The following is a 12820-nucleotide window of genomic DNA, read 5'->3' as shown; positions in this document are numbered from 1 at the left end:
TTCTACCTCATTAAAGGCATCCACTGTGAGTGCGGGTCCACGTTGCTCAGGGCGTGCGGATCAGCTTCTTGTTCACAAATTCGTTCATGCCGTACCGTGCGAGCTCGCGACCGACCCCGGACCGCTTAACGCCACCGAACGGAAGATCCGCCTGGGAGTCGGTGTTCCCATTAATGAACACCATGCCAGTCTCCAGACGATCAGCAACAGACTTGGCCTTCTCCACGTCGGTGCTGAAAACAGCGCCACCCAGGCCATACGGAGAATTGTTGGCAAGTTCGACGGCTTCATCAGCGTCCGCGACCTTGTAGACAACAGCTGCAGGTCCAAAGAGTTCTTCTGAAAATGCGCGCATTTCCGGCGTTACGTCTGCCAAGACTGTCGGCTCAACAAAAGCACCAGGCCCTGGAAGGTGCTTACCGCCTGTCTTCAAGGTTGCTCCCTTGTTTACTGCATCCTGGATCTGCTCGATCAGGTCATCTGCTGCTGCCTGCGTGGACATCGGCCCGAACTTCGTGTCCGGGGAAAGGGGATCGCCGGGCTGGATGTTGGCCATTTCATCAGTGAATTTCTGGACGAACTCATCGTAAAGGTCAGCAACCACGATAAAACGCTTTGCCGCGGTACATGCCTGGCCGGCATTACTCATGCGTCCACTGACGGCAGCCTTTACTGTGGCATCCATGTCATCGGTGTCGAGCACGATGAAGGGGTCGCTGCCTCCAAGTTCCAGCACATACTTCTTCAGGTTTCGGCCTGCCACTTCGGCGACGGCGGCGCCGGCTCCCTCACTGCCGGTCAATGAAATGCCTTGTACGCGCGGGTCCCCAATGATCTGCGCCACGTGTTCACGCCGCGCGAAGACGTTGATGTAAGCAGCTTCCGGAAGCCCCGCGTCGTGGAAGATTTTCTCCATCGCCAGAGAGGACTGCGGGCAGTTAGCGGAGTGCTTGAGCAGAATGGTGTTACCCAGCATCAGGTTGGGGGCCGCAAAACGCGCAACCTGGTAGTACGGGTAATTCCACGGCATGATTCCCAGCAGTACGCCTACGGGAGCGGACCTTACAACGGCCTCCCCGCCACCTTTAACGTCGAGAAGCTCATCCTGCATGAAGCCAGGGCCTTCGACAGCGTAGTAGTCGAAAATGTCTGCAACGAAGGCAACTTCGCCCCGGGCTTGGGCCAGCGGCTTACCCATCTCTATGCTGATGATGCGAGCCAGTTCGTCTTGACGTTCACGATACAGCTCAGCAACCCTTGAAATGATCTTGGACCGGCTCGCGACAGGGGTTTCCCTCCATTTGAGAAACTCCTCGTGTGCGCGGCTGATGGCATCGCTGATCTCCGCTGTAGTGGCTTCAGGAAAAACTCGGATGACTTCCCCGGTAGCCGGGTTTATGGTCTTGTAAGCAGTCATTAATTTGCCTTACTAATCGGTTTTTATGGGATGAGCTGTAACAACCTAGTTAATTAGGTGAAACTCGCAAAAGAAATTATTTTTGACACGCTACCCGGATCCGTCCTTTAGCAGAGGATCGATTATAGAATCGCTTAGAATAGGACATCGTCGGTTTGAGGGAGGAGGTGGGACGCTGGAATGGCTAGGCCGGTTGACTTCAGTGCGCAGATTTACCAACCTCTTCCCGAACTGGACAGGGCAGATGCCATCGTGCAGCGAATCATCAGGGCGGTCTCCCTCGGGCTGATCCGCCAAGGCGACCAATTGCCTTCCGAACTCGAACTGGCCGACATGTTTGGTGTCGCCGTTGCGACCCTCAGGGACGCGTTGGCGGCGCTGAGGGATCTTAAAGTGGTGGAGACGCGGAGAGGTCGCTTCGGTGGCACGTTTGTTGTGGGCGCACCCAGTCCTTCTTTGGATTTGTTGCGCAAGCGGCTCACAGCCCTGTCGATGGCTGAACTCCGGGATATAGGGGATGAACACGCATCGATTGCTGCGGCCACGGTCCGTTTGGCTGCGGACCGCGCGGATCCCGCGGACCTGGACAGGCTTGAGTCCCTTGCAGGGGCACTTAGGAATGCTGATTCCCCGGGTGCCAGAACGCGTGCCGACAGCAGGTTTCACATTGGCCTCGCGGTAGCCGCCCAGTCCGAACGACTCATGACGTCCGAGATCCGACTGCAAGGGGAGGTGGGCGAACTCCTTTGGGCGCCGCTCACCAGGGAATTCGACCAGCACCGTGCCGCCGAGGACCATTTGAGCATTGTGGCGGCGCTGCGTCGGGATGATCGGGAGCAGGCGCAGAACATTGCGCTCGAGCACATTCGTGCGAATGTCTATCATTTGATTGATGTCAAACTAACGCTGACATACGCGGGGCACGGCAGGGATAAAATATGAGTATTGAAGCAAGTGCGCAGGAATGTGCGAAAAATCTGAGCCAATGGTTCAATTCCTTCTACCAAGACCTTGAATTTGCTGCGGAAAAGATCAGCGAATCGCTTACTCGTCGAATGTCCGGGCGCTCCAAAATAATGGACGGCGATCTGGTTGACCTCCCTGAGGTGTCGCGTTCGTTCCTTGAAGGGCATCCGACCGCTGTTGGTGCTGGTGCAATCTTTGCTGTGGCCAGCGTGAGCAGGGCTGAGGGTGTCCTGGAGTGGTGGCTCCGCGACGAGTCCGGCACGATCAGCAAGCGCACGTTCGACCTTGTCCCTGATACTGACGGCTTTTACGATTACGAGCAGCAGCCCTGGTTCACTATCGCTGCCCGTACCGGGCACGTTACTTTGGTCGGGCCGTACGTCGACTACCTCGGCATGGGCGAGTACATCCTCACCTTGACGGTGCCCCTGTACGTTAGCGGGCAGTTTTTGGGCGTGGCTGGCAGTGATATCCGCGTGAGGGATCTGGAAGGAGTGTTCGTTCCGGCCATCCGCGCACTGCCAAACGACGCAGCGCTCCTCAACGACCAGGACCGAGTCATTGTGGGCAACTCGGGTCGCTTTCTCGTGGGTGACCGGGTCAAGGGCGTCCCGCCTGGCGCGCGCAAAATCGGGTTGGACGTTCCGGGGTTGGATCTTCATCTCCTGTACCTGACTTCCTAATTGGTCACAGGACCGGCCGTGTTCGCCATGGCGTGGCGCTGAGCATGGGCACTGTGGAGGCGGGCCTGATCGACGAACGCCTGAAAGAGCCGGTCCCTGTCCTCGGCATTTCCATCGGAGTCCTCCGGGTGCCATTGCACGCCGACCACCCAGGTGTTGTCCTTGTGTTCAGTTCCTTCGATGATCCCGTCATCCGCTACTGCGGCTACCTGCAGGCGGGGCCCCACTTGCTCGACGGCCTGATGGTGCCCTGAGCGGACGATGACTCGTTCCCTGCCCAGAATTTTGTGCAACCGGCTTCCCGGCAGGACAGTGACGGGTTCGTCAAGGAACATACTTTCTCCCTTGCCGCCGCGGTGGAGTTGGTAGGGATCCAAGTCCGGAATCAGTGTTCCCCCGCAGGTGAGATTCAGTAGCTGCGAGCCCCTGCAGATCGCCAGCAGAGGTGCGTCACGGGCCAGCGTTTGATCGATCAGTTCCATGCAGTACTCGTCCGCTCTACGCTCCACTCCGTAGAGGTTCGGAACAGGGCCGCTGACTCCGTAGAGGCTCGGATCCACATCCCCGCCACCGAGGAAGAGAACCCCGCTGGCGTCGGCAACGTGCTTGGGGTCCGGCAAGTCCGTAGCGCTGCTGTCCACCAGGGCCGCTCTGGCCCCCGCCTTTAGCAGGGTTTCCAAAGCGGTTCTGGTGAAGCGCTTGACAAGCTGAGAAACCTCGACGGTCATGTCAGGGAAGTTGAGGGAAACGACCACCGCAATGATTGGCGCGTTCCCCGGAAGCTCGGCCAAGCCCTGAGGGATAACATCAGCTGGCGTAATGGGAGCCAAAGTCCTGACGCGGCCGTCTCGGTTAGTCACGGGTGAATGTCCACTTTCTCTTGTGCTGCACTCGGTTCTGTTTTTCCCAGCTTGCGGCTGCGAGCTTCCTGCACTACCCAGTCGAACAGTGCCTGGTCAGAGGGCAAGGTGGCGGCGTTGTCTTCCGGGTGCCATTGGACGGCAACGATCGGGGCACTGTCATGCTCTATCGCCTCGATGACCCCGTCATCAGCGCGCCCAACGATCCTCAGCCCTCGCCCTAGTTTCGCCACCCCTTGATGGTGGTACGACGATACTTTGGGCGTCAGTGTCCTGATGGCTGCCGCAGTCCGTGATCCCTCGGTGATGTCCACAGTATGAAGGCTGTTAACGTGGTCAATCACATCAGCATCGAGGTGCTGAGTGAGGGTCCCTTCACAGGCGACGTTCAACAGTTGCAGACCCCTGCAGATGGCCAGTGTGGGTATTCCCATGTCAATGCAGTCCCGGAGGACAGCAATTTCAGCCGCGTCTTGCCCTCCATAATGGGCAACCTGGGTGGTGTCGGCCGGCACTTCTCCATAAAGCTCCGGAGATACATCCGCGCCGCCGGGCAGCACTACACCATCGAGCACTGCGTAGCGGGAGCGGTCTCCCTGGTCTTCGCTGGGGAACAGAATCACAGGCTCGCCACCTGCCCGCAGAATCGACCTCAGCACCTCAACTGCTACTGCGATCCCGTCAAACCGCAGGCCCTGGACCGAACCCGACCACATGCCAGGGACGCCTATGAGCGGCCTTCTCAGCTCATTGGTCTGTTCGTCTCCGGTGCTTGCCGCCGTTCCGGCTTGCGCTGTTGCCATTACCGACCTTCCTGGGGCGTGTTGAGCGGAAAGCCGAGGTCAGGCATCCATCTCGACCAGATAGCTTCGAGCCTTCCGTCGGCTATGACTGTCGCCAGCGCCTGGTCCAACTGCTGCAGCAGTTCCGAGTTGCCTTTAGCAACCCCAACACCCCATCGATTGCCCGTCGGCGCCGTGAAGGCGATGTCGAAATCCGGATCAGCTCCGAGGGGTACTGTGACAACGTCATCGTCCACTACTGCGTCGACCGTCCCATTTCGCAAGGCATCGAGCATGTCAGCGAAAACATCGTCGCTGGCGCCAAAGGAGACCGTTTCGATGCCGGGGAAAGTTTCGGCCAAGGCCATATTGGTGCTGTTGGCAATCGCCGCAACACGGTAGCCGGCGAGATCTTCCGGAGCCCGGGCAGTATCACCTGCCCGGACCAGCACCGTCTCGTTGAAGATCGCGTACGGGACACTGAAGTCAACTTGGGCCTGGCGCTCCGCGGTAATTCCCTGCCCGCACCAGACGGCGTCGGCTTCCCCCGACTGAACTTTGGGGATCATCTCGGTCCAGGACGTGATGAGCCAGTCCACCTCACGGCCCAGCTCGCGTGCAATGAGTTCTGCAGCCTCTGGCTCATATCCAGCGCGACGGATGCCATCCGGGCTGGCGTGGAACAGGGGAGGGGCCTCGGAGTCGATGCAGGCAAGTGTTAGTCGATCGGTCACGGAAGAGTCTCCCAGTACATGGTGCGGTCCCAGTCGGTGACGGCGCCGCAATAGCGTGCCCACTCGTCGGTCTTGAGTTGGGTGTAGATGTCCCCGAGCTGTTCGGGAAGTGAGTGCAGAATGTACGGGTCGGCGGCGAGCGAGTCAATGGCATCACCGAGAGTCAGCGGCAGGGGCTTGAACTTGGGTTCTGCCGTGTTGCGCACCTTGTCGTCAAGGGGGTTCCCGGGGTTGATTTGCTTGTTGATGCCGTCTTCGATCGCCGCAATCAACAGAGTGTGCGAGAGGTATGGGTTCACGCTGGCGTCCGGCAGGCGGTACTCCATCCGCCCGTTTGAGGAAATGCGCACCATGCTGGCCCTGCTGTCCAGACCCCAGTTCACGGCGCTTGGCGCGAACTGTCCGGCGTCCCAGAACCTCTTGTAGGAGTTGACCGTGGAGGCCATGATCGACATCGATCCCGCAGCGTGCTCGAGCATGCCGCCAACTGCATAGCGGCCAATGTCGCTAAGGTGCAGTTCAACCCGTCCTTCGTCGATCAGGAGGTTGGAGTCGCCTTTCCAAAGGCTGATGTTGTGGTGGCAACCATTGCCCATGGAACCGGTGTAGGGCTTAGGCATGAAACTCGCGTGAACGCCGAGTTCCCGGGCTACCTGCTTGCAGACCTGGCGGTAGGTGACGAGCCGGTCGGCGGTAAGTTCGACACGGTCGTACATCCAGTTCAGCTCGAGCTGGCCGTCATCCTCGTAGTCACCCTCAATCATGTCCAAACCGAGAGCCTTGGAGTAGGTGACAAGCTTTTTATAGACCTCGCGCATGCGTTCAAGGTTCTCCACCTGGTACGCGGGGCTGGAACCTGGCTTCTTAATGACCTCCATGCCAGGACCAGTCCAAGTCATTTCCGGTTCGCAACCGGAGCGAACTTCCATGCCTGTGCGTTCGGTGAATGCGGCATGAGCGCGTTTCAGGAGGCTGCGGGAGTCAGTGGGGAGGGGACGTCCGCCAACTTCGTTGAGATGCGGCGGTTCGTATGCGCTGCAGAAAACGCGGGCGACGCTGGTGTCCCACGGCAGGGGCGCGAACGTCTCAGGGTCCGGAAGAGCGACAAATTCCTTGGCCTCAATACCGCCGCCAATGAGGTTGCCGAACCGGTCAGTCTGTAGATCAGCCAACGCTGTGCGGTGGAATGCGATGCCTTTTTCAAGATTGCGCTTGAAGTGGTTGGCCGGCACAACCTTTGCAATCACTCGTGAGCCTAGGGTGGGCAGCATGTAGTAGATGTACTCAACGCCAGCCTCGGTGATCTTGCGCTGGATCTCTTCCACGACGGCGGTGCTGAGGTTTTTTTCCTGATGGGCGGCGAAGGCGTTCCGGTCGCTGACTATGTCAAGGACGGGACGTTCGGAAAGGATGGTCATTTTGATCTCGGTTCTTGGTCAGATTGCTTGAAGCTGGGTATCTTGCTGCGGCTGTTCGGAATGCCGGTCGTTCACTAATTTTCTGTAGTGCAACTGCCGGTCCGCCGGGAGGCCAACACTCACAACTGCGACGAGAGCGTCGTCCTGGTAGTAGCCCATTACGACTCCGTCATGCGGGGTCTTTGCAGACCCTTCCAGCTCGACAATCCTCGTAGCCAGGGTGGGGCTGCCCACTCCTTGGATCTTGAGGTCGAACTGGTTGCTCCAGAAGCTCGGAAGCGGGACGGCTGGCTCCGGAAGTGCGGCCCCATTAAGGTCGGCGATGAGGGCTTTGGCCGCGATTTTCGCTGTGTCCCCTGGAATGGACCAGTGTTCGATCCGCCGTGCACCGCATCCGTTTCTCAGATCCGGGAAGCGGGCGACGTCTCCGACCGCCACGACGTTCCTGGTTCCTACGACGCGCAGGTGTTCGTCGCATAGGACCCCATTACTGATGTCAATGTCGTTGCCTTCAAGCCATTCGACATTGGGTATGGACCCGACCGATTCGATGATGACATCGGCCGTGATTTCGGTGCCGTCAGCAAGGATGATGCCGGTGCAGCTGCTCTCGTCCTCAATGGTGGCGTCATTGGACAGAAGGCCTGCAACTTTGGCGTGGCCGTGGTAGGTCACACCCTGCTGGACGAGGTAATCACGGATCCCGGCGCTGAGTTCTTCACCGAGTGCCCGTTGCATTGGTCCGCTTGTGCCCTCAAGAAGTGTGACGCTGCAACCGCGTTTGGTCGCGGTTGCCGCTGTTTCGCAGCCGATGAAACCGGCCCCAATCACCGCTACCTCGGTGCCTGGGCGTAGCTCCTGGTGCAATTCCACGGCATCTTCCAACGTGCGGAGGACGTGACGGCCGCGCAGCGGACCGGGCAAGGGAAGTCGGCGGGGCCGAAGACCTGTCGCGATGACGAGCCCGTCGTAGGTCAACGTCTCACCGCTGTCTAGGGTGAGGGTGTTATTGGGGAGGTCGGCACCGACGACCTCCGTACCCAGCCGCCACTCGACGTCAGTGACCGAAGGGCGGTGCCTGAATTTCACGGCCTCGAAAGCCTCTGCGGTGGTTCCGGGGTTTTCCAGAAGCTCTTTTGACAGGGGTGGCCGGTTATATGGCAGGTGCGTTTCAGTGCCGATGACAGTTATGCTTTCGGCCCACCCGGCTGCCCGGAGCTGTTCGGCGGCACGAAGTCCGCCCATTGAGCCGCCTACGATGACAATGCTGCGGGTCATGACTGGTCTTGGATGAAGATGGCCTGGACGGGGCAGGCATCCATCGCGTCCTCGACGTCGGGAAGCAGAGAGTCGTTGACGTTTTCCTCATATTCAAGGATGCCTTCGGAGTTCATCCGGAATACCTGCGGTGCCGCGATGGCGCACTGGCCGTGGTTTTCGCAGAGCTGGCGGTCGACAAAGATTTTCATGGTCATTCCTGTTTCGTATGTGCGTGTTGGAGGCAGGTTTGGCTATTCGCCCTTGATAAAGCTGATGGGAAGCCGGATGGGGCCTGTGTTGCCCGAGTCCGGCATCCATTCATCGGCGCCGTTGATTCTCGGGTTCCGCAGGCGTCGCGCCAGGAGCGGAAGGGCTTCGCTCATGTCCGACCGGGCAACGAAATGCCCGAGGCAGTGGTGAACACCGCCTCCGAAGCCGTAGTGAGGTGCGTGCTCGCCCAACAGGTTCATCTCCGGCTCAGGGAAGGCACGGGGATCTGTGCCGGCGCTCTGCGTGAACAGGTGGACCGTGGTTTCCTTGGAGACCTCAAGGCCTTCGTAGGTAAAATCTTCAATGGCTTCACGTGTCACCCAGGTAACCGTCGGGTTGATCCGCATGACTTCTTCAACGGCCTTGGATCCAAGCTCAGGACGCTCAGCCAGAAGTTCCCATTGCTCGGGATTTCGCATGAATGACTGCATCGCAAGGCCGAGCTGGTTTCGCGTGGTGTCCATGCCGCCGAAGATCAGGAGCACAAGGGCATTGCGGAGTTCGGCGTCGCTTAGGCTGTCGCCGTCGCGGTTGGCCAGCACCAGCCGGCTGACGAAGTCGTCACCCGGGCTGGCCTGGCGGTCCGCAATGAGGGCCTCAGCGTACTCATACAGTTCGTCCAGTGCAGCTTCAACCTTGTGAAGGTCTTGCTTCAGGGTCACTCCGAGGGCGAGCCCGATGGTCGAGGCGAGTCGGGCAATGGTCGGCCACTCGGCTTCAGGGATGCCCAACATGATGGTAAGGACGCGAGTGGCGTAGGGTTCAGCGAAGTCGCTGACGAATTCGCATTCGCCCTTGTCGATAAACTCATCTACGAGTTCATTGGCAAGGGCTTGGAACTTGGGAACCAGTGACTTCAGCAGTCGCGGCGAGAATGCCGGATTGAGAAGCCTGCGGATGCGGTGGTGGTCTTCGCCTTCGAGCACCAAGAGATTCTTGGTCCACCAGTCGTAGAACAGTCCACTGTGGACGCCGTGGTGTTCGGGCCATTGGGCGCTGCCCTGCTTCAGCCGTGGATCCTTAAGGAGTTTGCTGACTTCCTCGTACCGGAGGACGGCGATTCCGTAGTTCGTTCGCGCGTACCAGCTCTGTTCACGTGCGTTCCGGAGTGCTTCGGACTGCATTGCGAAGGTGGGGTCGGAAATGTCCAGGTATGGCGCTTCAGCAGTTGGTGTAGTCACGATGATCTTTCAGAGGTAGTTTTCGATCTTGCTTGGTTCGTATTCCCCGGCAGTGCGGGCAGAAGGGATGGCATCCGCAGCCGGAGAATCGCTATGCGTGTACGGCTTGCGGGCGAAGAGGTAGATAAATCCAGACCCAACCACCACGACTGCTGACAGCAGGACCAAGTAGTTCACGTACCAGGGACTGTCGGGTGTGCGGGGCCAGACCATGTTGGTAATACCAATCAGGCCCCAGGTAAGCGCCGCAATATTTACCGGGACTCCCCATTTGCCGAGCTTGAAGGCTCCGCTGGGTTTCCATCCATTAAGTCGAGCCCGCAATGCGGCAAAAACGACCAGCTGGAACCCCAGGTAGATGCCGAATGCTGCGAAGGAGACGATGACCACAAGCGCATCCGGTGATACAGCGGAGCCGAGGATGACAAGCACTGGGACAACACAGGCGAGCAGGAGGGAATACGGGGGTACGTGGCGCGATTCCTGGAACTTTGCCAAGAGTCGGCTCGCGGGAAGCATCTTGTCCCGGGCCATCGAGTAGCTGAGACGGCTGGCCGCTGCCTGGAGGCTCATGACGCAGGAGAGGAATGAGATCAGCACGACCGCGAGAACAACACGATAGCCGATCGGGCTGAAGGCATCGGTAAGTACGGTGCCGACAGGATCCGTGTTTTGTCCGGAAATAACAGCTGCATAGTCCGGTACAGCAAGGATCAGGGAGAGGCAGACGAAGGTCGCCGCGAAACCGCCAATGTAGATAGTCATTCGCATGGCTTTGGGAATGCGAACTCCCGGGTTGGGTACTTCCTCGGCAACATCGCCGCAGGCTTCAAAGCCGTAGTACTGGTAGATACCAATCAGTGCCGCAGCGGCGAACGCGTAGAAGTAGTTGCTCCCGTCACCGCCTGCCCCGAAGGAGTTGAACAAGACGCTGAGGTCGTGCTTTCGAGCAACAACCAGAAGCCACAGTCCGACGACAAGAGCGCCCCCGAGCTCGGCAAGGAGCCCGAGCATAGCCACCTTGTTAAGCAGCTTTGTTCCCCCGAGGTTGATACCGGTGGCCGCGAGAATCAGGACGATGGCACAGACGATAGTGGAGGTTGTTGAGGGATCTATGCCAATGAGGGCGTCAAGGAATGTGCCGGCCCCGTAGGCAACCCCGGCAATCGTGGTGAGCAGGGCTATGAGGTAAACCCAGCCCGTCATCCATCCCCACTTTGCGCCCCATAGGCGCCTTGCCCAAGGATATATCCCTCCGGCCACCGGGTAGTTCGACACGATCTCTCCGAAGACAAGGGCGACGAAGAACTGGCCGACCCCGACGATCAGGAAGGACCAAATCATTGGCGGCCCCCCAAGGCCGAGCGAGGACGCAAAGAGCGTGTAGACGCCAACGACCGGAGAGAGGTAGGTGAAACCGAGAGAGACGTTCCCCCAGAACGACATTTCCCGCTTAAATTCGGTTTCGTAGGTGTAGCCAAGACGCGCGAGATGCTGCGCGTCTTCATCTAGCTGAGAGTGGTCGACACTCTTGGAACTACTGGACATGGTTCTCCTTAGGACGGCTGCACTGCCGTCTATCGCTGAAGGAAAGAAATCTGTATATAGGGGAACTGGAACCATCGCATTCGTGATCCGCATCACTCATAACTCTAGTTTTAGATGTATGAAACCGCAAGTGCTTGTGGGGTTAAGTTTTCTGAGTGATGCTGGATCCAGATTCCTAGATGACAGGGTTTCTAATGGACAGATATGAGTGTCGGCCCGTCAGATGTCGTACTTCGTGCGCCCGTGTTTCAGGCAGGTAAAACATTGAATTGCATATGTTAAAAGGCGCCAGTAGTTGCCGCCCTCCAAAACGAGAGGTGGGTGGGTCAGTCAGTTTCCGGCCCAAGACAGTAATGACACCCTTCTTCGCACCCGTCCAAGGTCCCACCCGCGGCATCCGCGGGATAGTAAGACAGACCCCTACTCTGTGTGGCTGCATGCAGGCGCTCCCCTCCCTGGGGGTGCATATGAAAAGTGGTTGTCATCAAAAACCTTTGGCTTGAGGGTCAGATCGCTGGTCGTGGATGGGAGGTTCTGGCGCCGCCGGCCGCAGGGGAGCCACCGGTGATGGCGGTAGCACCGCCGTCGACGACGGCGTTGAGGTCGGCGTCGTCGACGGCGGTGCGGGACCCCAGGGACGGCGACAACCTGCCAAGTGGGAGGCAGGCGATCGCCGTCCTTGATTGATTAGTGCTGAGCCTGAGCGGTCGACGGCGGTCGGCCGCGTTCGCGCCGGACCGACGTCAGTCCATCTCTCGATTAGATAGTGCTGTCCCTGATAAAGGCAGCGACCCGGTCGATTGTTTCTTCTCCGCGGGGGATTCGGCCCGCGGAGGTGAACAATCCGTGGGCGTAGCCGGTGAGGTGCTGATACTGCACTTCGGTGCCCGTTTTTGCCAAGGCTGCGGCGTAGTCTGCTCCCTCATCAACCAGTGGGTCGTTGTCGACGGTTATGACATACGTGGGGGGCAGTCCTGAAGGCGGCTCGTTCAGGGCAGGGCTTACATCCGGTGCAGTCCGGTCAATTCCTTCCGGAAGGTAATGGTCTGCGAACCAGGCAATGGTGTCAGCTACGAGGGGAAAGCCGGCCGTGACCCGGTCGTAGGAGGGCGATGACATGGTCAGATCCACCATGGGGTAAATGAGGACCTGGGCGGCAATGGGCACGGGATTTGCCGTCGAAGCGTTTTCGTTGACCAGGACGGCAGCCAGCTGGCCTCCCGCACTGTCACCGACAAGCACAGCCTCGGTAACTTCCAGGCCGTGCTCAGCGCCCGCTCCGAACAACCACCGAGCCGCAGCGCGGCTGTCATCAATCGCAGCAGGGTATGGATGTTCTGGCGCCAGCCTGTAATCCACGGCCACGACCGGCAGGTTGGTCAGCGAGGCCAGACGGCGGCATAAACCGTCATGTGTTGAGAGGCTCCCCATGACCCACCCCCCGCCGTGGAAAAACAGCACGGCAGGGGTAGGGCCTCCGACGGTACGGGGATCATAAACCCGCACCTTGAATTCCTGGACGCTGAAGTCTGTGACGGACGGCAGCGGGTTACCGCTCAGTCCATTGGCCGCGCATCCGCTCTCGTAGAGTTCACGCACTTGCTTTACGGCGTAGGAGTGAAACGGACGCCCGCCTGATGCCCGAAATTTTTGCAGGACCTCTGCAGCGTCGGGCGCTACCGGGCGCCCGCTGAACTGGTC

General features: G+C 59.2%; 13 protein-coding genes. 2 read left to right on the top strand and 11 right to left on the bottom strand.

Annotated features, from left to right (window positions below):
- Positions 1–46: 46 nt before the first annotated feature.
- On the bottom strand, positions 47–1417 hold the full coding sequence (locus J2S96_RS06150) for an NAD-dependent succinate-semialdehyde dehydrogenase (protein ID WP_306860959.1): 1371 nt from the start codon (positions 1415–1417) through the stop codon (positions 47–49).
- Between the two features lie 180 nt (positions 1418–1597).
- Here J2S96_RS06150 and J2S96_RS06145 point away from each other — a divergent pair, with 180 nt between their 5' ends.
- Both J2S96_RS06145 and J2S96_RS06140 read left to right on the top strand, forming a co-directional pair.
- The gene (locus tag J2S96_RS06145; RefSeq protein ID WP_306860956.1) at positions 1598–2359 is read left to right on the top strand and encodes a FadR/GntR family transcriptional regulator; all 762 of its coding nucleotides are present in this window, start codon (positions 1598–1600) and stop codon (positions 2357–2359) included.
- Entirely contained in the window at positions 2356–3066 is a 711-nt protein-coding gene (locus tag J2S96_RS06140; RefSeq protein WP_306860954.1) for a cache domain-containing protein, read from the top strand. Before J2S96_RS06145 ends, J2S96_RS06140 begins: the two co-directional genes overlap by 4 nt.
- Here J2S96_RS06140 and J2S96_RS06135 read toward each other — a convergent pair.
- The 10 genes from J2S96_RS06135 to J2S96_RS06090 all read right to left on the bottom strand — a co-directional run bounded on the left by J2S96_RS06135 (position 3063) and on the right by J2S96_RS06090 (position 12718).
- On the bottom strand, positions 3063–3926 hold the full coding sequence (locus tag J2S96_RS06135) for a gamma-glutamyl-gamma-aminobutyrate hydrolase family protein (RefSeq protein ID WP_306860953.1): 864 nt from the start codon (positions 3924–3926) through the stop codon (positions 3063–3065). The two genes, J2S96_RS06140 and J2S96_RS06135, sit on opposite strands and share 4 nt — an antisense overlap.
- Positions 3923–4729, bottom strand: coding sequence for a gamma-glutamyl-gamma-aminobutyrate hydrolase family protein (locus J2S96_RS06130; RefSeq protein WP_306860951.1), 807 nt, complete (start codon positions 4727–4729; stop codon positions 3923–3925). The genes J2S96_RS06135 and J2S96_RS06130 overlap by 4 nt, the downstream gene beginning before the upstream one ends.
- Positions 4729–5442 (bottom strand): ABC transporter substrate-binding protein, encoded by a 714-nt coding sequence (locus tag J2S96_RS06125; protein ID WP_306860949.1) that lies wholly within the window; start codon positions 5440–5442, stop codon positions 4729–4731. Before J2S96_RS06125 ends, J2S96_RS06130 begins: the two co-directional genes overlap by 1 nt.
- Entirely contained in the window at positions 5439–6860 is a 1422-nt protein-coding gene (locus J2S96_RS06120) for a glutamine synthetase family protein (RefSeq protein WP_306860947.1), read from the bottom strand. Before J2S96_RS06120 ends, J2S96_RS06125 begins: the two co-directional genes overlap by 4 nt.
- Positions 6861–6878: 18 nt before the next feature.
- Positions 6879–8138, bottom strand: a complete 1260-nt coding sequence (locus J2S96_RS06115; RefSeq protein WP_306860945.1) for an NAD(P)/FAD-dependent oxidoreductase — start codon at positions 8136–8138, stop codon at positions 6879–6881.
- Positions 8135–8329 (bottom strand): ferredoxin, encoded by a 195-nt coding sequence (locus J2S96_RS06110; protein ID WP_306860943.1) that lies wholly within the window; start codon positions 8327–8329, stop codon positions 8135–8137. The genes J2S96_RS06115 and J2S96_RS06110 overlap by 4 nt, the downstream gene beginning before the upstream one ends.
- 42 nt (positions 8330–8371) lie before the next feature.
- Entirely contained in the window at positions 8372–9571 is a 1200-nt protein-coding gene (locus J2S96_RS06105) for a cytochrome P450 (protein WP_306860942.1), read from the bottom strand.
- A 9-nt stretch (positions 9572–9580) separates the two neighbouring features.
- Positions 9581–11119, bottom strand: coding sequence for an APC family permease (locus J2S96_RS06100; protein ID WP_306860940.1), 1539 nt, complete (start codon positions 11117–11119; stop codon positions 9581–9583).
- A 506-nt stretch (positions 11120–11625) separates the two neighbouring features.
- Positions 11626–11766 (bottom strand): hypothetical protein, encoded by a 141-nt coding sequence (locus J2S96_RS06095; RefSeq protein WP_306860938.1) that lies wholly within the window; start codon positions 11764–11766, stop codon positions 11626–11628.
- A gap of 112 nt (positions 11767–11878) precedes the next feature.
- Positions 11879–12718 carry an alpha/beta hydrolase gene (locus tag J2S96_RS06090; RefSeq protein ID WP_306860936.1) on the bottom strand — a complete coding sequence of 280 codons (840 nt, stop codon included), beginning with the start codon at positions 12716–12718 and terminating at the stop codon, positions 11879–11881.
- Positions 12719–12820 lie beyond the last annotated feature (102 nt).

Source organism: Arthrobacter bambusae (assembly GCF_030812595.1).
Classification (GTDB): domain Bacteria; phylum Actinomycetota; class Actinomycetes; order Actinomycetales; family Micrococcaceae; genus Arthrobacter; species Arthrobacter bambusae_B.
Note: the sequence above shows the minus strand (reverse complement) of the source record. Positions and strands in the feature narration are given on the sequence as shown.